This window comes from Mycolicibacterium novocastrense (assembly GCF_001499835.1).
Taxonomy (GTDB): domain Bacteria; phylum Actinomycetota; class Actinomycetes; order Mycobacteriales; family Mycobacteriaceae; genus Mycobacterium; species Mycobacterium novocastrense.
Map to the genome: position 1 here is coordinate 146754 of NZ_LQIH01000034.1, position 20174 is coordinate 166927.

Annotated in this window: 17 protein-coding genes; 14 read left to right on the forward strand and 3 right to left on the reverse strand. The window is 66.5% G+C overall.

Annotation, left to right across the window (positions count from 1 at the left end; translation table 11 throughout):
- Positions 1 to 237 precede the first annotated feature (237 nt).
- The 3 genes from rpoB to AU072_RS20520 all read left to right on the forward strand — a co-directional run bounded on the left by rpoB (position 238) and on the right by AU072_RS20520 (position 8848).
- A complete protein-coding gene (gene rpoB, locus AU072_RS20510; protein ID WP_064415487.1) occupies positions 238 to 3741 on the forward strand; it encodes a DNA-directed RNA polymerase subunit beta in 3504 nt (1167 codons plus the stop codon).
- A gap of 32 nt (positions 3742 to 3773) precedes the next feature.
- Positions 3774 to 7718 (forward strand): DNA-directed RNA polymerase subunit beta', encoded by a 3945-nt coding sequence (locus AU072_RS20515; protein ID WP_064415488.1) that lies wholly within the window; start codon positions 3774 to 3776, stop codon positions 7716 to 7718.
- Positions 7719 to 7852: 134 nt separating this feature from the next.
- Positions 7853 to 8848 carry a calcium/sodium antiporter gene (locus tag AU072_RS20520; RefSeq protein WP_064415489.1) on the forward strand — a complete coding sequence of 332 codons (996 nt, stop codon included), beginning with the start codon at positions 7853 to 7855 and terminating at the stop codon, positions 8846 to 8848.
- On the opposite strand, the gene AU072_RS20525 is transcribed toward AU072_RS20520, so the two are convergent.
- Positions 8772 to 9872: a YihY/virulence factor BrkB family protein gene (locus AU072_RS20525; RefSeq protein ID WP_235629847.1), complete on the reverse strand. Its 1101-nt coding sequence runs from the start codon at positions 9870 to 9872 to the stop codon at positions 8772 to 8774. The two genes, AU072_RS20520 and AU072_RS20525, sit on opposite strands and share 77 nt — an antisense overlap.
- Positions 9873 to 9988: 116 nt before the next feature.
- Here AU072_RS20525 and AU072_RS20530 point away from each other — a divergent pair, with 116 nt between their 5' ends.
- From AU072_RS20530 to AU072_RS20555, 6 genes are all read left to right on the forward strand, one after another.
- Positions 9989 to 10744: a deoxyribonuclease IV gene (locus AU072_RS20530; RefSeq protein WP_064415585.1), complete on the forward strand. Its 756-nt coding sequence runs from the start codon at positions 9989 to 9991 to the stop codon at positions 10742 to 10744.
- A gap of 55 nt (positions 10745 to 10799) precedes the next feature.
- On the forward strand, positions 10800 to 12029 hold the full coding sequence (locus AU072_RS20535) for a phosphatase PAP2 family protein (protein WP_064415490.1): 1230 nt from the start codon (positions 10800 to 10802) through the stop codon (positions 12027 to 12029).
- Between the two features lie 63 nt (positions 12030 to 12092).
- On the forward strand, positions 12093 to 13748 hold the full coding sequence (locus AU072_RS20540) for an acyl-CoA dehydrogenase family protein (RefSeq protein ID WP_064415491.1): 1656 nt from the start codon (positions 12093 to 12095) through the stop codon (positions 13746 to 13748).
- On the forward strand, positions 13745 to 14683 hold the full coding sequence (locus AU072_RS20545) for a crotonase/enoyl-CoA hydratase family protein (protein WP_064415492.1): 939 nt from the start codon (positions 13745 to 13747) through the stop codon (positions 14681 to 14683). Before AU072_RS20540 ends, AU072_RS20545 begins: the two co-directional genes overlap by 4 nt.
- On the forward strand, positions 14683 to 15441 hold the full coding sequence (locus AU072_RS20550; protein WP_064415493.1) for a PaaX family transcriptional regulator C-terminal domain-containing protein: 759 nt from the start codon (positions 14683 to 14685) through the stop codon (positions 15439 to 15441). Before AU072_RS20545 ends, AU072_RS20550 begins: the two co-directional genes overlap by 1 nt.
- Positions 15438 to 16202, forward strand: a complete 765-nt coding sequence (locus AU072_RS20555; RefSeq protein ID WP_174523734.1) for a crotonase/enoyl-CoA hydratase family protein — start codon at positions 15438 to 15440, stop codon at positions 16200 to 16202. The genes AU072_RS20550 and AU072_RS20555 overlap by 4 nt, the downstream gene beginning before the upstream one ends.
- Positions 16203 to 16319: 117 nt before the next feature.
- Here AU072_RS20555 and AU072_RS20560 read toward each other — a convergent pair whose 3' ends face one another.
- Positions 16320 to 16727: a DUF3060 domain-containing protein gene (locus tag AU072_RS20560; RefSeq protein WP_064345568.1), complete on the reverse strand. Its 408-nt coding sequence runs from the start codon at positions 16725 to 16727 to the stop codon at positions 16320 to 16322.
- A 2-nt stretch (positions 16728 to 16729) separates the two neighbouring features.
- Positions 16730 to 17164, reverse strand: a complete 435-nt coding sequence (locus tag AU072_RS20565; protein ID WP_064415494.1) for a DUF3060 domain-containing protein — start codon at positions 17162 to 17164, stop codon at positions 16730 to 16732.
- Between the two features lie 86 nt (positions 17165 to 17250).
- On the opposite strand from AU072_RS20565, the gene AU072_RS20570 reads away from it, so the two are divergent.
- The 5 genes from AU072_RS20570 to rpsG all read left to right on the forward strand — a co-directional run bounded on the left by AU072_RS20570 (position 17251) and on the right by rpsG (position 20164).
- On the forward strand, positions 17251 to 17781 hold the full coding sequence (locus tag AU072_RS20570) for a DUF3558 domain-containing protein (RefSeq protein WP_064415495.1): 531 nt from the start codon (positions 17251 to 17253) through the stop codon (positions 17779 to 17781).
- Positions 17778 to 18311, forward strand: coding sequence for a DUF3558 domain-containing protein (locus AU072_RS20575; RefSeq protein ID WP_235629848.1), 534 nt, complete (start codon positions 17778 to 17780; stop codon positions 18309 to 18311). The genes AU072_RS20570 and AU072_RS20575 overlap by 4 nt, the downstream gene beginning before the upstream one ends.
- A gap of 77 nt (positions 18312 to 18388) precedes the next feature.
- Positions 18389 to 18976: a TetR/AcrR family transcriptional regulator gene (locus tag AU072_RS20580; RefSeq protein WP_064415496.1), complete on the forward strand. Its 588-nt coding sequence runs from the start codon at positions 18389 to 18391 to the stop codon at positions 18974 to 18976.
- Positions 18977 to 19319: 343 nt separating this feature from the next.
- Positions 19320 to 19694: a 30S ribosomal protein S12 gene (rpsL, locus tag AU072_RS20585; RefSeq protein ID WP_064345572.1), complete on the forward strand. Its 375-nt coding sequence runs from the start codon at positions 19320 to 19322 to the stop codon at positions 19692 to 19694.
- Positions 19694 to 20164, forward strand: a complete 471-nt coding sequence (rpsG, locus tag AU072_RS20590; RefSeq protein WP_064345573.1) for a 30S ribosomal protein S7 — start codon at positions 19694 to 19696, stop codon at positions 20162 to 20164. The genes rpsL and rpsG overlap by 1 nt, the downstream gene beginning before the upstream one ends.
- Positions 20165 to 20174 lie beyond the last annotated feature (10 nt).

Genomic DNA, 20174 nt, shown 5'->3' on the forward strand with positions numbered 1-20174 from the left:
GGATGTTCTGCGGATGTTGAGGAATACGCCGTCCTGCGGTACTGTTGGACGTTGCGCTGGCTGCATCCTGCCCACCTAAACCCGCACCTGACACCGATGTCCTAGCCTGAGCCCAGCTCAGTGATCTAGTCGCGTGCCGTGCGTTCGGGAAGTTTGTGGTCGTGAGTGGCCAGCCGAACCGACGCAGATATCGCGACGAAACGGACCGGTGGTCTACCGGCACGATAGTCGCATGAGGTGCTGGAAGGATGCATCTTGGCAGGGTCCCGCCCAAGCAAGACAGCAGAAGCTACTAAAAACTCCGTCCCAGGAGCACCAAACCGAATTTCCTTTGCAAAGCTCCGTGAGCCCCTCGAGGTTCCCGGGCTTCTCGACGTTCAAACCGAGTCTTTCGAATGGCTGATCGGCTCCGACGCCTGGCGTGAAAAGGCCAAGGAGCGCGGCGAGGAAAACCCCGTTGGTGGCCTCGAAGAGGTGCTTTCCGAGCTGAGCCCGATCGAGGACTTCTCCGGCTCGATGTCGCTGTCCTTCTCCGATCCGCGCTTCGACGAGGTCAAGGCCCCCGTCGACGAGTGCAAAGACAAGGACATGACGTACGCGGCTCCGCTGTTCGTCACGGCCGAGTTCATCAACAACAACACCGGTGAGATCAAGAGCCAGACGGTCTTCATGGGCGACTTCCCGATGATGACCGAGAAGGGCACGTTCATCATCAACGGCACCGAGCGTGTCGTGGTGAGCCAGCTGGTCCGGTCGCCGGGCGTCTACTTCGACGAGAGCATCGACAAGTCCACCGAGAAGACGCTGCACAGCGTCAAGGTGATCCCTGGCCGCGGCGCGTGGCTGGAGTTCGACGTCGACAAGCGCGACACCGTCGGCGTGCGCATCGACCGCAAGCGTCGTCAGCCGGTCACCGTGCTGCTCAAGGCGCTCGGGTGGACCAACGAGCAGATCACCGAGCGGTTCGGCTTCTCCGAGATCATGATGAGCACGCTGGAGAAGGACAACACCGCCGGAACCGACGAGGCGCTGCTGGACATCTACCGCAAGCTGCGCCCGGGCGAGCCGCCGACCAAGGAGTCCGCGCAGACCCTGCTGGAGAACCTGTTCTTCAAGGAGAAGCGCTACGACCTGGCCCGCGTCGGTCGCTACAAGGTCAACAAGAAGCTGGGCATCACCGAGAACCCGGCGCAGACCACTTCGACCACGCTGACCGAAGAGGACGTCGTCGCCACCATCGAGTACCTGGTGCGGCTGCATCAGGGCGACAAGACGATGACCGTCCCGGGTGGTGTCGAGGTTCCCGTCGAGGTCGATGACATCGACCACTTCGGCAACCGTCGTCTGCGCACCGTCGGCGAGCTGATCCAGAACCAGATCCGGGTGGGCCTGTCGCGCATGGAGCGCGTCGTGCGTGAGCGCATGACCACTCAGGACGTCGAGGCGATCACGCCGCAGACCCTGATCAACATCCGTCCCGTCGTGGCGGCGATCAAGGAGTTCTTCGGCACCAGCCAGCTGTCGCAGTTCATGGACCAGAACAACCCGCTCTCGGGCCTGACCCACAAGCGCCGCCTGTCGGCGCTGGGCCCCGGCGGTCTGTCCCGTGAGCGCGCCGGCCTCGAGGTCCGCGACGTGCACGCGTCGCACTACGGCCGCATGTGCCCGATCGAGACCCCGGAGGGTCCGAACATCGGCCTGATCGGCTCGCTGTCGGTGTACGCGCGGGTCAACCCGTTCGGCTTCATCGAGACGCCGTACCGCAAGGTCAAGGACGGTGTTGTCACCGACGACATCGAGTACCTGACCGCCGACGAGGAGGACCGCCACGTCGTGGCGCAGGCCAACTCGCCGATCGATGACAACGGCCGCTTCCTGGAGGAGCGCGTCCTGGTCCGCCGCAAGGGCGGCGAGGTCGAGCAGATCTCGTCGAGCGAGGTGGACTACATGGACGTCTCGCCGCGCCAGATGGTGTCGGTCGCGACGGCCATGATCCCGTTCCTCGAGCACGACGACGCCAACCGCGCCCTGATGGGTGCCAACATGCAGCGCCAGGCGGTTCCGCTGGTGCGCAGCGAGGCCCCGCTGGTCGGCACCGGTATGGAGTTGCGTGCCGCGATCGACGCCGGTGACGTCGTCGTCGCCGACAAGGCCGGCGTGATCGAGGAGGTCTCGGCCGACTACGTCACCGTGATGGCGGACGACGGCACCCGGCACACCTACCGGATGCGCAAGTTCGCGCGCTCGAACCACGGCACCTGCGCCAACCAGCGCCCGATCGTGGACGCCGGCCAGCGGGTCGAGGCCGGTCAGGTCATCGCCGACGGGCCGTGCACCGAAAACGGTGAGATGGCGCTGGGCAAGAACCTGCTCGTGGCGATCATGCCGTGGGAGGGGCACAACTACGAGGACGCGATCATCCTCTCCAACCGCCTGGTGGAGGAGGACGTGCTCACCTCGATTCACATCGAGGAGCACGAGATCGATGCCCGCGACACCAAGCTGGGCGCCGAGGAGATCACCCGGGACATCCCGAACGTCTCCGATGAGGTGCTGGCCGATCTCGACGAGCGCGGCATCGTCCGCATCGGCGCCGAGGTCCGCGACGGCGACATCCTGGTCGGCAAGGTCACCCCGAAGGGTGAGACCGAGCTGACCCCGGAGGAGCGGCTGCTGCGTGCGATCTTCGGTGAGAAGGCGCGCGAGGTCCGCGACACGTCGCTGAAGGTGCCCCACGGTGAGTCCGGCAAGGTGATCGGCATCCGCGTGTTCTCCCGCGAGGACGACGACGAGCTGCCCGCCGGGGTCAACGAGTTGGTTCGCGTGTACGTCGCGCAGAAGCGCAAGATCTCCGACGGCGACAAGCTGGCCGGGCGCCACGGCAACAAGGGCGTCATCGGCAAGATCCTGCCCGTCGAGGACATGCCGTTCCTGCCCGACGGCACCCCCGTGGACATCATCTTGAACACCCACGGTGTGCCGCGTCGTATGAACATCGGTCAGATCCTGGAGACCCACCTCGGGTGGGTGGCCAAGAGCGGCTGGAAGATCAACGGTTCGCCGGACTGGGCGAGCGCGTTGCCCAAGGAGCTGCTCGAGTCCGAGCCGGGAAGCATCGTCTCGACACCGGTGTTCGACGGTGCTCGCGAAGCGGAGCTGCAGGGTCTGCTCGGGTCCACGTTGCCCAACCGCGACGGCGAGACGCTCGTCGACGAGGACGGCAAGGCGATGCTGTTCGACGGTCGCAGTGGCGAGCCGTTCCCGTACCCGGTGACGGTGGGCTACATGTACATCCTCAAGCTGCACCACTTGGTGGACGACAAGATTCACGCCCGTTCCACCGGCCCGTACTCGATGATCACCCAGCAGCCGCTGGGCGGTAAGGCGCAGTTCGGTGGCCAGCGGTTCGGCGAGATGGAATGTTGGGCCATGCAGGCCTACGGCGCGGCGTACACGCTGCAGGAGCTGTTGACCATCAAGTCCGACGACACCGTCGGCCGGGTCAAGGTGTACGAGGCGATCGTCAAGGGCGAGAACATCCCCGAGCCGGGCATTCCCGAGTCGTTCAAGGTGTTGCTCAAGGAACTTCAGTCGCTGTGCCTCAACGTCGAGGTGCTGTCGAGCGACGGCGCCGCGATCGAGATGCGCGACGGCGACGACGAGGATCTGGAGCGCGCCGCGGCGAACCTGGGAATCAACCTGTCGCGCAACGAATCCGCGTCCGTAGAAGATTTGGCCTAAATTTCTAGTCCCGCAAGGGGAAAGGGAGTTACGTGCTAGACGTCAACTTCTTCGATGAACTCCGCATCGGTCTTGCCACCGCGGACGACATCCGTAACTGGTCGTTCGGTGAGGTCAAGAAGCCGGAGACCATCAACTACCGCACGCTGAAGCCGGAGAAGGACGGCCTGTTCTGCGAGAAGATCTTCGGACCGACTCGCGACTGGGAGTGCTACTGCGGCAAGTACAAGCGCGTCCGCTTCAAGGGCATCATCTGTGAGCGCTGCGGCGTCGAGGTCACTCGCGCCAAGGTGCGTCGTGAGCGGATGGGCCACATCGAGCTGGCCGCGCCCGTCACGCACATCTGGTACTTCAAGGGTGTGCCCTCGCGGCTGGGCTATCTGCTCGATCTGGCCCCGAAGGATCTCGAGAAGATCATCTACTTCGCCGCCTACGTGATCACCGCCGTCGACGACGAGATGCGCCACAACGAGCTGTCCACGCTCGAAGCCGAAATGGCCGTGGAGCGCAAGGCCGTCGAGGATCAGCGCGATCTCGATCTGGCCGAGCGGTCCCAGAAGCTCGAGGCCGACCTGGCCGAGCTGGAGAAGGAAGGCGCCAAGAGCGACGTGCGCCGCAAGGTGCGCGACGGTGGCGAGCGCGAGATGCGCCAGATCCGCGACCGGGCCCAGCGGGAGCTGGACCGGCTCGAGGAGATCTGGAACACCTTCACCAAGCTGGCGCCCAAGCAGCTCGTCGTCGACGAGGTGCTCTACCGGGAGCTGCAGGACCGCTACGGCGAGTACTTCACCGGTGCGATGGGTGCCGAGGCGATCAAGAAGCTCATCGAGAACTTCGACATCGAGGCCGAGGCCGAGGAGCTGCGCGAGGTCATCCGAAGCGGCAAGGGGCAGAAGAAGCTTCGCGCACTGAAGCGGCTCAAGGTGGTCGCGGCGTTCCAGCAGTCTTCCAACTCGCCGATGGGCATGGTGCTCGACGCGGTTCCGGTGATCCCGCCGGAGTTGCGCCCGATGGTGCAGCTCGACGGTGGCCGGTTCGCGACGTCGGACCTCAACGACCTGTACCGCCGCGTGATCAACCGCAACAACCGGTTGAAGCGACTGATCGATCTCGGCGCGCCCGAGATCATCGTCAACAACGAGAAGCGCATGCTTCAGGAGTCGGTGGACGCGCTGTTCGACAACGGCCGCCGCGGCCGTCCGGTCACCGGACCGGGCAACCGTCCGCTCAAGTCGCTGTCGGATCTGTTGAAGGGCAAGCAGGGTCGGTTCCGTCAGAACCTGCTCGGTAAGCGCGTCGACTACTCCGGCCGTTCGGTCATCGTGGTCGGCCCGCAGCTCAAGCTGCACCAGTGCGGTCTGCCCAAGCTGATGGCTCTCGAGCTGTTCAAGCCGTTCGTGATGAAGCGTCTGGTGGACCTGAACCACGCGCAGAACATCAAGAGCGCCAAGCGCATGGTCGAGCGTCAGCGTCCGCAGGTGTGGGATGTCCTCGAAGAGGTCATCGCCGAGCACCCGGTGCTGCTGAACCGCGCACCGACGCTGCACCGCCTCGGTATCCAGGCGTTCGAGCCGCAGTTGGTGGAGGGCAAGGCCATTCAGCTGCACCCGCTGGTGTGCGAGGCGTTCAACGCCGACTTCGACGGCGACCAGATGGCCGTGCACCTGCCGCTGAGTGCGGAGGCGCAGGCCGAGGCGCGCATCCTGATGCTGTCGTCGAACAACATCCTGTCCCCGGCGTCGGGTCGGCCGTTGGCCATGCCGCGTCTGGACATGGTGACCGGCCTGTACTACCTGACGACGATGATCGAGGGCGACACCGGTCAGTACACGCCGGCCGCCAAGGATCAGGCGGAGACCGGTGTGTACAGCTCGCCCGCCGAGGCGATCATGGCGATGGACCGCGGTGCGCTGTCGGTGCGGGCCAAGATCCGCGTGCGGTTGACGCAGCTGCGTCCGTCCGCCGATCTGGAAGCCGAGCTGTTCCCGGAGGGCTGGAAGCCCGGTGACGCCTGGACCGCGGAGACCACTCTGGGTCGGGTGATGTTCAACGAGCTTCTGCCGCACGGTTATCCGTTCGTCAACGAGCAGATGCACAAGAAGGTCCAGGCGCGGATCGTCAACGATCTCGCCGAGCGCTACCCGATGATCGTGGTCGCGCAGACCGTCGACAAGCTCAAGGACGCCGGCTTCTACTGGGCCACCCGTTCGGGTGTCACCGTGTCGATGGCCGACGTGTTGGTGCCGCCGCAGAAGCAGGAGATCCTGGACCGCTACGAGAAGGAAGCCGACCAGATCGAGAAGAAGTACCAGCGCGGTGCTCTCAACCACGACGAGCGCAACGACGCACTGGTCAAGATCTGGCAGGACGCCACCGAAGAGGTCGGCGAGGCGCTGCGGGCGCACTACCCGAAGGACAACCCGATCATCACGATCGTCGACTCGGGTGCCACGGGTAACTTCACGCAGACCAGGACGCTGGCCGGCATGAAGGGTCTGGTGACCAACCCGAAGGGTGAGTTCATCCCGCGTCCGATCAAGTCCTCGTTCCGTGAGGGCCTGACGGTGCTGGAGTACTTCATCAACACCCACGGCGCCCGAAAGGGTCTGGCGGACACCGCTCTTCGTACCGCAGACTCGGGTTACCTGACCCGCCGTCTGGTCGACGTTTCGCAGGACGTCATCGTGCGCGAGACCGACTGTGAGACCGAGCGCGGCATCAATGTCACGCTGGCCGAGCTACAGGGCGACGCGTTGGTGCGCGATCAGCACATCGAGACGTCGGCCTATGCCCGGACGCTGGCCACCGATGCGGTCGACAAGGACGGCAACGTCGTCGTCGAGCGCGGCCACGACCTGGGCGATCCGGCGATCGAGGCACTGCTGGCCGCCGGCATCACCGAGGTGAAGGTCCGCTCCGTGCTGACCTGCGCCACGGGCACCGGCGTGTGCGCGATGTGCTACGGCCGCTCGATGGCCACGGGCAAGCTCGTCGACATCGGCGAGGCCGTCGGCATCGTCGCCGCGCAGTCCATCGGTGAGCCCGGCACGCAGCTGACCATGCGCACGTTCCACCAGGGCGGCGTGGGTGAGGACATCACCGGTGGTCTGCCCCGTGTGCAGGAGCTGTTCGAGGCCCGCATCCCGCGGAACAAGGCGCCGATCGCCGACGTCACCGGCCGGGTGCAGCTCGAAGAGGGCGAGCGCTTCTACAAGATCACCATCATCCCCGATGATGGTGGCGAAGAAGTGGTGTACGACAAGCTCTCTCGTCGTCAGCGCCTGAAGGTGTTCAAGCACGACGACGGCACCGAGCGTCTGCTCGCCGACGGCGACCACGTCGAGGTGGGCCAGCAGCTGATGGAAGGTGCGGCCGACCCGCACGAGGTGCTTCGTGTCCAGGGCCCCCGCGAGGTGCAGATCCACCTCGTCAAGGAGGTCCAGGAGGTCTACCGCGCTCAGGGCGTGTCGATCCACGACAAGCACATCGAGGTCATCGTCCGGCAGATGCTGCGTCGCGTCACGATCATCGACTCGGGCTCGACGGAGTTCCTGCCCGGCTCGCTGACCGAGCGCGGCGAGTTCGAGACCGAGAACCGTCGGGTGGTCGCCGAGGGCGGCGAGCCCGCGGCCGGTCGTCCGGTGCTGATGGGTATCACGAAGGCGTCGCTGGCCACCGACTCGTGGCTGTCGGCGGCGTCGTTCCAGGAGACCACCCGCGTGCTCACCGATGCGGCGATCAACTGCCGCAGCGACAAGCTGCAGGGTCTGAAGGAGAACGTGATCATCGGCAAGCTGATCCCGGCCGGTACCGGTATCAACCGCTACCGCAACATCCAGGTGCAGCCGACCGAAGAAGCCCGCGCTGCGGCGTACACGATCCCGTCGTACGAGGATCAGTACTACAGCCCGGACTTCGGCCAGGCCACCGGTGCCGCGGTGCCGTTGGACGATTACGGCTACAGCGATTACCGCTAACAGTCCACGGAAAGGCCTCCGGGTTTCGACCCGGGGGCTTTTTCGTGCCTCGAGGGTTGCGCCGAACGTGGGTTACCCGCACGTCCTGCGCGGTCTGTGCGTGACACGAGCCCACACTCGGCGGTGAGGATCTGATGCTGGCGAACGCCGCGTGGTTCCTGTTCGGACTGGGCGCGTTGATCGTCGGCGCCGAGGTCATGGTCCGCGGTGGCGCGGAAGTCGCTGTGCGACTGGGAATCAGCCCGATCGTCATCGGGCTGACCATCGTGTCGATCGGCACCAGCATGCCCGAACTGGCGGTCGGTGTGGTGGCCGCCGGGGAGGGCAGCGGCGCGCTGGCGGTCGGCAACATCGCGGGCACCAATGTGGTCAACGTCCTGCTCATCCTCGGTCTGAGCGCCGTGCTGGTGCCGTTGACATTGCAGTCGCGCACCATCCGTTTCGAACTTCCGATCATGGCCGCCGCGGCGCTGCTGCTGTGGACGCTGGCGGCCGACGGTGTGCTGACGCGTCTGGACGGCGCCATCCTGGTCGGCGGCGCGTTCGTCTACACCGTCGCGGTGATCTGGTCGGCACGTCGCGAATCCCACGCTGTCGTCGAGGAATTCGCAGCCGAGCTGGTCGCTGAGTACGCCACCGAAGAGGTGGGCGCGGTGGCCACCAAGGGGCACCGCACCTCGATCAACGTCGCGATGACGCTGGGCGGTATCGCCGTCGTCGTGCTGGGAGCCGACTGGCTTGTCGACGGTGCGGTCGGGATGGCCAGACAGTTCGGGGTGTCCGACGCTCTGATCGGTCTGACCATCGTCGCGATCGGCACGTCGGCGCCGGAGTTGGTGACCACCATCATCTCCACCATCCGCGGCGACCGCGACATCGCGATCGGAAACCTGATCGGCAGCAGCATCTACAACATTCTGCTCATCCTCGGCGTGACCTGTTTGGTGCCGGCTCAGGGGCTGAACCTGCCGTCCAGCCTGGTGACCATCGACCTGCCGGTCATGGTGGCGGTCGCGTTGCTCTGTATCCCGATCTTCATCTCGGGTCGGCGCGTCACCCGCGTCGAAGGCGCGCTGATGGTTGCGGCCTACGCGGCGTACCTGATCTTGCTGCTGACCGTCCGGACCTGACGGAACGTGTAGGCGGGGTGGGGCGGTCCTGGCTGGCCCGCCGACGCCGACGCAGCCGCCACGGATGCTTCTCATGCGGCCACATCTTTTCGATCTCGGCGTTGAACTCCGCACCCAGCAACACCGCGAAGGCCGTGATGTAAAGCCACCCGACGACGGCGATCGGCACGGCGAGCTGGCTGTACACGGCGTCGTCACGTGCGCTCACCGACAGATAGGCGCGCAGCCCCGCCGATGCCACCAACCACAGCACCATCGCCAACACCGCCCCCGGAATGTCGCGGCGCCACGGCAGTCGCCAGGGCACACCGAGGTGATACAGCGTGACCAATCCGACCAGGATCAGCAGCGCCACCCCGGGCCAGAACAGCAGATCTAGTGCGCGCAAGGTGCTTTCGGTCAACGGGTCGGGCGTCACCCACGCCACCAGGTCGGGCCCGAGGACGAGCGGCGGCAGAATCGCCACGGCACCGAGGAGTCCGCCCGCGGTCAGCCCCAACGCCAGCAGCCGTCGTCGCCAGGCAGGCCGGGGCTCGACACCGTAGGCGATGGTGATTGTCTCCAGGTACCGGTTCACCGCCCGCGAACCCGACCACAGGCTGAGCACGATTCCGATGGAGACCACGCTTCCACGCGATTGCGTGAGCCCGGCCTCGACCATGCGACGGTATGACTCGAAGGTCCGCTCGGCAAGGAAGGAGCTGGGCACCTCGAGCAGCAGCCGATGCAGTCGCGCCGTGCCTTCAGGGCCGAGCGCTTCGGCGATGAAACCGAGCGAGCCGAGCACCGCGATCAGGAGCGATGGCAGCGAGATCAAGGAGAACAGCGCGACCTCGGCCGCCAGACCGGGCACGCGGTCTCGGAGCGTGTCGTTGACGGTTCGGACGATCAGCCGGCCCGCCTGCCGCACCGGCCGGGGCGCACGAGACAACATCGAAAAGGCGCGTCGTTGCAGAGTCGAACGGGCGGAGGTGACCGCGTCGGACAACGACGAGAACGGAGACGGGTCGCTTCCAGATCCCACGCTCCGAGCCTAGGCGGCGCCCTCACGCATGCGGCGAACGCAAGTGGTGCGATCGAGTGCCGTGACCGTGGGCCGGTGCGGTGGCCATGTCGGTGGCCCTGCCTAGACTGGGCGTCGTGCTGATCGGTTCGCACGTCCACGGTGACGACCCCCTGGCCGCCGCGGAGGCAGACGGTGCCGACGTGGTGCAGTTCTTCCTCGGCAATCCGCAGAGCTGGAAGAAACCCAAACCGCGCGAGGACGCCGATGTACTCAAGGCTTCGAGCGTCCCGCTGTACGTGCATGCGCCGTATCTGATCAACGTCGCATCGGCCAACAACCGGGTGCGAATCCCGTCGCGCAAGATCCTGCAGGACACCTGTGACGCCGCCTCGGAGATCAGCGCGACGGCGGTCATCGTGCACGGTGGGCACGCCGACGACAAGGACTGGGAAGCCGGCTTCGAACGCTGGGTCAAGGCGCTGGACTATCTCGAAACCGATGTGCCCGTCTACCTGGAGAACACCGCGGGCGGCGACCACGCGATGGCCCGCCATTTCGACGTCATCGCCCGGTTGTGGGACCACATCGGCGACAAGGGCATCGGCTTCTGCCTGGACACCTGCCACGCGTGGGCCGCGGGGGAGAAGCTGATCGACGCCGTCGACCGGATCAAGGCCATCACCGGGCGCATCGACCTGGTGCACTGCAACGACTCACGCGACGCCGCCGGTTCGGGCGCCGACCGGCACGCCAACTTCGGCACCGGCCAGATCGATCCTCAGCTGCTGGTCGCGGTGGTGCAGGCCGCCGGCGCACCCGTCATCTGCGAAACCGCAGACGAGGGCCGCAAAGACGACATCGCCTTCCTGCGCGAGCACATCACGACCTGATAACCGAACCGCAGTCGAACGCTCGGCAACTGCGGGGTGAACTAGATTCAACGGAGTGTCTGCGGTCGACGAGTCGTCAGTTGCGTCGCAGCGCTCCCCCGAGGCAGCCCAGACGCGGGAACGCCGGCTCAAGTACGTGCGCCGGACCGCCGTCGCGATATGGGCTGCCGTCATCGTGTTTCGCACGGTCACCGAAGGTTTTGCGTTCAACCGCGAGCTCGTGCTGCTCTACATCGCCACCGGTCTGCTGGCCGCGAGCATCGGTCAGGTCCGCCGCATGCTCTACGTCATCCGCGACTGGCTTCCCTTCGCGTTGATATTGATCGCCTACGACCTGAGCCGTGGCGCCGCCGACATGATCGGGCGCCCGACGCTGTGGGAGTGGCCCGTTGAGGCCGATCGTTGGCTCTTCTTCGGCACCGTGCCGACCGTATGGCTTCAGGAGCAGCTCAAACAGGGACATCCGCCGTGGTGGGAGGTGGTCCTGAGCTGCGTTTACATGTCGTTTTTCATCCTGCCGTACGCGGTGGCCGGGGTGCTGTGGCTGCGTGACCGCGCGGAGTGGAAGGCGTTCGTGCGTCTGTTCGTCGGCTTGAACTTCGCGGGCTTGGTCATCTACGCCCTGGTGCCTGCCGCGCCGCCGTGGGCCGCGGCTCGCTGCACCCCGGACGACGTCGAAGGTGGACCGGCCTACGCGCGCTGCATGTTCCGCTCGGCGCGCGGAGTGCCCGACGGCGGTGTGCTCGGGGCGATGCAATCCAGCCATGACGGGGCGAACCCGTGGATCGAGCGGATTGTCGGCCGCGGCTGGGGCAATCTGAACATGCACACCGCCAGCGCGCTGCTCGATGCGGGGCAGGCCAGCGTCAACCTGGTGGCGGCGATACCCTCCCTGCACGCCGGGATGACCGCGGCGGTCGCGGCCTTCCTGTGGCGTCGCGTGCACGGAGCGTGGCGCCCACTGCTCGTGGCCTATGTGCTCCTGATGGCCTTCACGCTGGTGTACACCGCCGAGCACTACGTCATCGACATCCTGCTCGGCTGGGCCCTGGCGGCCGCGGTCATCGTCGTCCTCCACCGCTACCAGGGGTGGCGGCGGGGGAGGGCGGCGCGCTCGGCGGACCGCGCGGGCGAGATGGTTCCGCTCTACGACCGGCGGGACGATCCCGCGGTAGCGACCGAGTCGAGCCCCGCGGTCGAGTCCCAGCCTGTCGCCGAGCCGGAACCCGTTGACGAACCTGAGCCGCGCCGGCGGGACGTCGTCGCAGAGGTCGACAGCCGCTGACCCCTTCCGCGGCTGTTGTTACGACTATTGTGCAGCTGTTCGTGAAAGTGTAATAGTGGTCTCATGGCCGATACCCATGTCGTCACCAACCAGGTCCCGCCGCTGGAGGACTACAACCCGGCGACCTCGCCCGTACTCACCGAGGCGCTGATCCGCGAGGGCGGTGAATGGGGCCTCGACGAGGTCACCGAGTTGGGCGCGCTGTCGGGCTCGCGGCAGGCCCAGCGGTGGGGCGAGCTGGCCGACCGCAACCAGCCGATCCTGCGCACTCACGACCGCTACGGCCACCGCGTCGACGAGGTCGAGTACGACCCCGCCTACCACTCGCTGATGACGGTGGCCATCAAGCACGGCCTGCATGCCGCGCCGTGGGCTGACGACCGGCCCGGCGCCCACGTCGTGCGCGCGGCCAAGACCTCGGTGTGGACCCCCGAACCCGGTCACATCTGCCCGATCTCGATGACCTACGCCGTGGTGCCGGCACTGCGGCACAACCCCGAACTGGCGGCGGTGTACGAGCCGCTGCTCGTTAGTCGCGAGTACGACCCCGAGCTGAAGGTGCCCACCACCAAGGCCGGCATCACCGCGGGCATGTCGATGACCGAGAAGCAGGGTGGGTCCGATGTGCGCGCGGGCACCACCGAGGCGACCCCCAACGGCGACGGCAGTTACTCACTGCGTGGGCACAAGTGGTTCACCTCGGCGCCGATGTGCGACATCTTCCTGGTGCTCGCGCAGGCGCCCGGGGGGCTCTCGTGTTTCTTGTTGCCGCGGGTCCTGCCCGACGGCAGCCGCAACCGGATGTTTCTGCAGCGGCTGAAAGACAAGCTCGGCAATCACGCCAACGCGTCCTCCGAGGTGGAATACGACGGCGCCGTCGCGTGGCTCGTCGGCGAAGAGGGCCGCGGCGTCCCGACCATCATCGAGATGGTCAACCTGACGCGTCTGGACTGCACCCTCGGCAGCGCGACCAGCATGCGCAACGGACTGGCGCGCGCCATCCATCACACCCAGCACCGAAAGGCGTTCGGCGAGTACCTGATCGATCAGCCGCTGATGCGCAACGTGCTGGCCGACCTCGCGGTCGAGGCCGAGGCGGCCACGATCCTGGCTATGCGCATGGCCGGCGCGACCGATGCCGCAGTGCGCGGCGACGCCCGCGAGACCTTGCTGCGGCGCATCGGCCTGGCGGCCGGTAAGTACTGGGTGTGCAAACGTGCCACCCCGCACGCGGCCGAGGCGATGGAGTGCCTGGGCGGCAACGGCTATGTCGAGGAGTCGGGCATGCCGCGGCTGTATCGGGAAGCGCCGCTGATGGGCATCTGGGAGGGGTCGGGCAACGTCAGCGCGTTGGACACGTTGCGGGCCATGGCGACTCGCCCCGAGTGCGTCGACGTGCTGTTCGACGAACTCGCTCGGACCGCGGGTGTAGATGCGCGACTGGATGCGTTTGTGGAGGCGTTGCGACTGAGCCTGGGTGACCTCGAGACCATCCAGTACCGCGCCCGCAAGGTCGCCGAGGACATCAGCCTCGCGCTGCAGGGTTCGCTGCTGGTGCGCCACGGGCATCCCGCCGTCGCCGAGGCGTTCCTGGCCACCCGCATGGGCGGCGCCTGGGGCGGCGCGTTCGGAACCCTGCCCACCGGACTCGATCTCGCGCCGATCATCGAACGCGCGTTGGTCAAGGCTCCGGACGCGGGCAGGACCGACAACGGATGACCCACGCGATCAGGCCGGTCGACTTCGACAACCTGACAACGATGACCTACGAGGTCACCGACCGGGTGGCCCGCATCACGTTCAACCGGCCGGAGAAGGGCAACGCCATCGTCGCGGACACGCCGCTGGAATTGTCCGCGCTCGTCGAACGTGCCGACCTCGACCCGAACGTGCACGTGATCCTGGTTTCCGGTCGGGGCGAAGGGTTCTGCGCCGGATTCGATCTGTCCGCCTACGCCGAGGGGTCGTCATCGGCCGGTGGCGGCAGCCCCTATCGCGACACCGTGCTGTCGGGCAGGACGCAGGCTGTCAACCACCTGCCGAATCAGCCGTGGGATCCGATGGTCGACTACCAGATGATGAGCCGGTTCGTCCGCGGCTTCTCTAGCCTGATGCACTGCGACAAGCCGACAGTGGTGAAGATCCACGGGTACTGCGTGGCCGGCGGCACCGACATCGCACTGCACGCCGATCAGGTGATCGCCGCCTCGGACGCCAAGATCGGCTACCCGCCGACCCGCGTGTGGGGGGTGCCCGCCGCCGGGATGTGGGCACACCGCCTCGGTGATCAGCGTGCCAAACGCCTTCTGCTGACCGGTGATTCGATCACCGGCGCACAGGCCGCCGAGTGGGGCCTGGCGGTCGAGGCGCCGTCACCCGAGGACCTGGACGCGCGCACGGAACGACTGGTGGAGCGGATCGCCCGCGTGCCGATCAACCAGCTGATCATGGTCAAGCTAGCGATGAACTCCGCGCTGTATTCACAGGGGACGGCCAACAGCGCGATGGTCTCGACCGTGTTCGACGGCATCGCCCGCCACACACCCGAGGGGCACGCATTCGTCGCGCAGTCGCGCGAACACGGATTCCGGGAAGCGGTCCGCCAACGTGACGAACCGTTCGGCGATCACGGCCGCAGGGCGTCAGAGGTCTGATGGCGAAGTCGCTCTCGCGGATGACGGCCCGATCCGTCGTGCTGAGCGTCCTGCTCGGGGCGCACCCGGCGTGGGCAACCGCGAGCGAACTGATCAAGCTGACAGCCGATTTCGGCCTCAGGGAGTCGACGGTGCGGGTCGCTCTGACCCGGATGGTCGGCGCCGGTGACCTGGTTCGTTCCGAGGACGGCTACCGGTTGTCCGACCGCTTGCTGGCACGGCAGCGACGGCAGGACGAGGCCATCAATCCCCGGCTGCGGCCGTGGCGGGGCGACTGGACCACGGTGGTGATCACCAGCGTCGGCTCCGACCCCCGCTCGCGGGCCGGGTTGAGAAACACCTTGCAGAACAACCGGTTCGCCGAACTGCGCGAGGGGGTGTGGCTTCGACCGGACAACCTGGACGCGGCGTTGCCGCCCGAGGTGTTGCAGCGGGTGCGGGTGCTGGCTTCCCGTGACGCCGAACCCGCCTCGTTGGTCTCCCTGCTGTGGGACCTGTCGGCGTGGGCCCGGGAGGGCCGGTTGTTGCTCGACGAAATCGGTTCGGCGCCAGACGTTCCCGATCGGTTCGTCGCAGCGGCCGCCATTGTGCGCCACCTGCTCACCGATCCGGTGCTGCCGGAGGAACTGCTGCCCGACGACTGGCCGGGCACCGCGCTTCGCCAGGCCTACAACGACTTCGCCGCGGAGTTGTCTGCGCGGCGCGACAGCACCGGATTGTCGCAGACGCGACGTGACCAATTGATGGAGGCGAGATGACGGGCGGAGTGCGGGTCGAGAGGAACGGTGCCGTGACGACGGTGATCATGAATCGTCCGGAGGCGCGCAACGCCGTCAACGGCCCGGCCGCCGCGGGGTTGTACGCCGCCTTCGACGAGTTCGACAAGGACGAGTCGGCCGCCGTCGCGGTGTTGTGGGGCGACAACGGGACATTCTGCGCCGGAGCGGATCTGAAGGCGTTCGGGACGCCCGATGCCAACCCGGTGCATCGCACCGGTCCCGGCCCGATGGGACCCAGTCGAATGGTGTTGTCCAAACCGGTGATCGCGGCAGTCAGCGGCTACGCCGTGGCCGGCGGTCTGGAATTGGCGTTGTGGTGCGATCTGCGGGTCGTCGAAGAGGACGCGATCATGGGGGTGTTCTGCCGGCGCTGGGGGGTGCCGCTCATCGATGGTGGAACCGTTCGGTTGCCGCGGTTGATCGGGCACAGCCGGGCGATGGACCTCATCCTCACCGGTCGCGCCGTCGATGCCACCGAAGCCCTTGCGATGGGTCTGGCCAACCGGGTGGTGCCCACGGGCGAAGCGCGTCAGCGGGCCGAGGAACTCGCCGCGGAACTGGCCGCGCTGCCGCAGCAGTGCATGCGCGCGGATCGCCTGTCGGCTCTCAACCAGTGGGGCCGCTCGGAGCCCGAGGCGATGGACTTCGAGTTCGGCAGCATGTCGCGCGTCGCCGCCGAATCCCTTGAGGGGGCAGCCCGTTTCGCGGCCGGTGCGGGCAGGCACGGCGCCAACGCCTAGCGGCAGTTTGCGGGCCCTCGCCCTGGTGTGAGTGACCGCAAAGGGCCGGGAATTCGCGGCGTGTCGTAGAGCAAACACGGACGCTCGCGGCAATGACGACAGCGAGGGGAAGGGTTTTCAGCCCTTGGTGATCTTGTTGTTGTTGCCGGTGTCGTTGATCTTCGGATCACCGTCTCTGTACGTCACCGTGTTGTTGAGGCCGACGACGCTGATCTCCTTGTCGACCCGCTCGAAGGTGACCTTGTTGTCGGCGCCGCCGATGTTGACGTTCGCGCAGGTGCCCTTCACCGTCAGGGTGTTGTTCGACCCGCCGATGTTCAGCGATTTGCCGTCGGCGCAGTCGATGTCGGCGGTCGTGCCGAAGGATCCGTAGTTGATCGTGTTGCCGACCTCGACCTGGGCGCCCGACGTGCCCGCCGTCGCGGTGGGGGTGTTGGTGTCCGAACTTTCCGATCCGCACCCCGCGAGCAGAAACGCGGCGGCGGTGGCACCGATGAGCGGATAAGCGATGGATGTGGCGCGCATGCTCACGCGGGTACCCGGTTGATGCGGTTGGTCATCCCCAATTCACGTCCGCGGTCCAAGACGATCGGGTTGCCGTTCTTGTACAGCACGGTCTGATCCCAGCCGTAGACCGTGATGTCGTTGATCACGTTGTCGGCGACGACGACATTGCCGTTGCCCTGCATCGTCACTGCCCAACAGGTCCCCAGCGTGGTGATCTGGTTGTTGGCGCCGTTGACGAGCAGCGTGGAGTTGGCGCAGTCGATCGTCTCGACGACGCCGATACCCGTGATGGTGGTGTCGGTTCCCTGATGGCGACCCACGACACTGTTATCGGCGCACTCACGCGCCAACGGATTGCAGACCACCGGTTCCGCCTGCGCCACGGGGGCGGCGAGAATCAGCGGAAACACCGCGGCCGATGCCGCAAGCGACCGACTCACAGCTGTCCACATCATGGAGGAAGCGTACGACGCGACCGGTGAGATCCACAGACGTTCACCCGAGTCGCTATTAACGGTGGCGCTGGGTAGCGTGAGCAGCGATGCGTTGGCGGTTTCCGATTGCTGTCGCGGCGGTCGTGGCGGTGGTGACGGTGGCGGGGTGTGCTGAGACCGTCAGCGGAACCGCGCAGCGGGCCACACCCGCGGTACCCGATCCCAAACGCAACTACGGTTACGTCGACGACCGCTGCGCCCTGCTCGACGACGACACCGTCCAGCAGATCCTGGGCGCCGACAGCGTCGTGCGGCCCTACAGCGGAGCGGTCTGCCAGTACGTGTCGTTCCGCGGCGACGTGATCATCGACGCGACCTTCTCCTGGTTCCAGACCGGAAGCCTCGATCGCGAACGCGCGCTTGCCGTCGGGCGCGGCGCGACGATCACCGAAACCGTGGTCGAGCGCCACCCGGCGTTCGTCGCGCGCCGGGACATCACCGGCGCGGCCTGCTCGGTCACCGCCGCCGCGGGCACCGGGGTGCTGAGTTGGTGGGTGCAGTTCCGCGATCAACGCACCGGTGATCCATGCCAGGAAGCGCAGAAGCTCCTTTCGGCCACCCTGAAGTCGGAGATGTGACCGTGTTCGCCTGCTGGAATCGGCGGTTCGTCGCGCTCACCGCTTGCGCCGCGGCGCTCACAGCGTGCGGATCGACCGACGAGGCGCCGACCTCTCCGGCGACCGCCAACCCGGGCGCCGGGTTCCGCAGCGGGGACTGCAACGGCATCACCGACACCGACATCGCGGCGGCCGCCGGGTCAGACGAGTTCACCAGGGCTGTCGTCAGCGACGCAGGCTGCTTCTGGCAGGAGAACACGATGTTCGGCACCGTCGGGGCGGGAATGGGGATCTCGACCTGGTGGTACCGCGGCAGCGATATGGACACCGAGCGGTCGCTGGAACAACAGGCCGGCCGCACCTTGACCGAACTGTCCCTCGACGGCAACAAAGGGTTCAAGGCGTTCGACGGCAATGCGTGCAGTTTCTACGTGGCCAAGGGCGGCGACGTCATCACGTGGTCCATCCAGACGATGAACCCCGCGACGCTGCCCGATCTGTGCTCGATCACCGAACAACTCGCCGAGCTCAGTCAGGAGCGCGTCAACTGACCGCGAGGGAACTAGAGGTGTTAGTTTTCTCCGGGTATCAGCAAGGGCAGACGAGACGGCAGGGGGGCGAAGCGCGCATGGCACAACCCCCGGGCACCTCGGCCAGGAGAGTCCCCCGGCTCAGCCGCGAGACCATCGTCAACGCCGCGCTGACATTCCTGGATCGCGAAGGCTGGGACGCGCTGACCATCAACGCGCTCGCCACCCAGCTCGGCACCAAGGGCCCGTCGCTGTACAACCACGTCAACAGCCTCGAGGACCTGCGCCGAACAGTGCGGATGCGCGTCGTCGGCGACATCATCGGGATGCTCACCAACGTCGCAGAGGGCCGCACCCGCGACGACGCGGTCACCGCGATGGCCAGCGCCTACCGCAGCTACGCCCATCACCATCCGGGACGGTATTCGGCCTTCACCCGGATGCCGCTGGGTGGTGACGACCCGGAGTTCACCGAAGCCACCCGGGCCGCGGCCGCGCCGGTCATCGCGGTCCTGGGTTCCTACGGACTGGAGGGTGAGAACGCGTTCTATGCGGCGTTGGAGTTCTGGTCGGCCATGCACGGTTTCGTCCTGCTGGAGATGACCGGGGCGATGGACGGTATCGACACCGACGCGGTATACAGCGACATGGTGATGCGGCTGGCCTCCGGGATGGAGCGTCGTTAGCCATACACTCCGCGGCCTTCGGAGAAGGCGATCTGACCTGCGGTTAGGGCGCGGAGCGCGGGTTTGGAGCGCTGCCCCTGTGCTGGTATTGTGGACGATCGTGCCTGGCAGATAAGGCGCTTCGCGGGTGCGTGGACGAAATGGACCTGCTAAGCGTGCCTGCACGCCGGGCCAATTCGCATGTCGCCATGCTCCGAGAATTGAGGCAATGCCTTCAAGTTGCCTTCGACTTGCTTCGGGCGGGCGCGTGCGACACACCCGGTCGCGGGGTACGTGTCCGGGACAAAAGCGCAGTACACAGACTTGACCAGAACTAAAAAGCAGCAACACAGAAAGCCGGTAGATGCCAACCATCCAGCAGCTGGTCCGCAAGGGTCGCCACGACAAGCCCGCCAAGGCGAAGACCGCGGCCCTCAAGGGCAGCCCGCAGCGCCGCGGAGTGTGCACCCGCGTGTACACGACCACCCCGAAGAAGCCGAACTCGGCGCTTCGGAAGGTCGCGCGCGTCAAGCTGACCAGCGCGGTCGAGGTCACCGCCTACATCCCGGGCGAGGGACACAACCTGCAGGAGCACTCGATGGTGCTGGTGCGCGGCGGCCGTGTGAAGGACCTGCCCGGCGTGCGCTACAAGATCATTCGCGGCTCGCTGGACACCCAGGGCGTGAAGAACCGCAAGCAGGCGCGCAGCCGCTACGGCGCCAAGAAGGAGAAGAGCTGATGCCGCGCAAGGGACCGGCGCCCAAGCGTCCGTTGGTCAACGATCCGGTGTACGGGTCGCAGCTGGTGACCCAGCTGGTCAACAAGGTTCTGATGGACGGGAAGAAATCGTTGGCCGAGCGCATTGTCTATGGTGCGCTCGAACAGGCCCGCGACAAGACCGGCACCGATCCGGTGGTCACCCTCAAGCGCGCTCTGGACAACGTCAAGCCGGCACTCGAGGTTCGTAGCCGTCGCGTCGGTGGCGCCACCTACCAGGTTCCCGTGGAGGTGCGTCCGGATCGCTCGGTCACGCTGGCACTTCGCTGGCTGGTCAGCTTCTCCAAGGCCCGTCGCGAGAAGACCATGGTCGAGCGCCTGGCCAACGAGATCCTCGACGCCAGCAATGGTCTGGGTGCCGCCGTGAAGCGGCGTGAGGACACCCACAAGATGGCCGAGGCAAACCGCGCGTTCGCGCACTACCGCTGGTGATGTGACGCCC

What these genes read in the sequence shown, in the direction of transcription:
- AU072_RS20555 (WP_174523734.1), top strand. Translation starts at nt 15,438, where the DNA reads ATGACGGGCGGAGTGCGGGTCGAGAGGAACGGTGCCGTGACGACGGTG.
- AU072_RS20570 (WP_064415495.1), top strand. Translation starts at nt 17,251, where the DNA reads ATGCGTTGGCGGTTTCCGATTGCTGTCGCGGCGGTCGTGGCGGTGGTG.
- AU072_RS20520 (WP_064415489.1), top strand. Translation starts at nt 7,853, where the DNA reads ATGCTGGCGAACGCCGCGTGGTTCCTGTTCGGACTGGGCGCGTTGATC.
- AU072_RS20545 (WP_064415492.1), top strand. Translation starts at nt 13,745, where the DNA reads ATGACCCACGCGATCAGGCCGGTCGACTTCGACAACCTGACAACGATG.
- AU072_RS20540 (WP_064415491.1), top strand. Translation starts at nt 12,093, where the DNA reads ATGGCCGATACCCATGTCGTCACCAACCAGGTCCCGCCGCTGGAGGAC.
- rpsL (WP_064345572.1), top strand. Translation starts at nt 19,320, where the DNA reads ATGCCAACCATCCAGCAGCTGGTCCGCAAGGGTCGCCACGACAAGCCC.
- AU072_RS20580 (WP_064415496.1), top strand. Translation starts at nt 18,389, where the DNA reads ATGGCACAACCCCCGGGCACCTCGGCCAGGAGAGTCCCCCGGCTCAGC.
- AU072_RS20560 (WP_064345568.1), bottom strand. Translation starts at nt 16,727, where the DNA reads ATGCGCGCCACATCCATCGCTTATCCGCTCATCGGTGCCACCGCCGCC.
- rpsG (WP_064345573.1), top strand. Translation starts at nt 19,694, where the DNA reads ATGCCGCGCAAGGGACCGGCGCCCAAGCGTCCGTTGGTCAACGATCCG.
- AU072_RS20550 (WP_064415493.1), top strand. Translation starts at nt 14,683, where the DNA reads ATGGCGAAGTCGCTCTCGCGGATGACGGCCCGATCCGTCGTGCTGAGC.
- AU072_RS20565 (WP_064415494.1), bottom strand. Translation starts at nt 17,164, where the DNA reads ATGATGTGGACAGCTGTGAGTCGGTCGCTTGCGGCATCGGCCGCGGTG.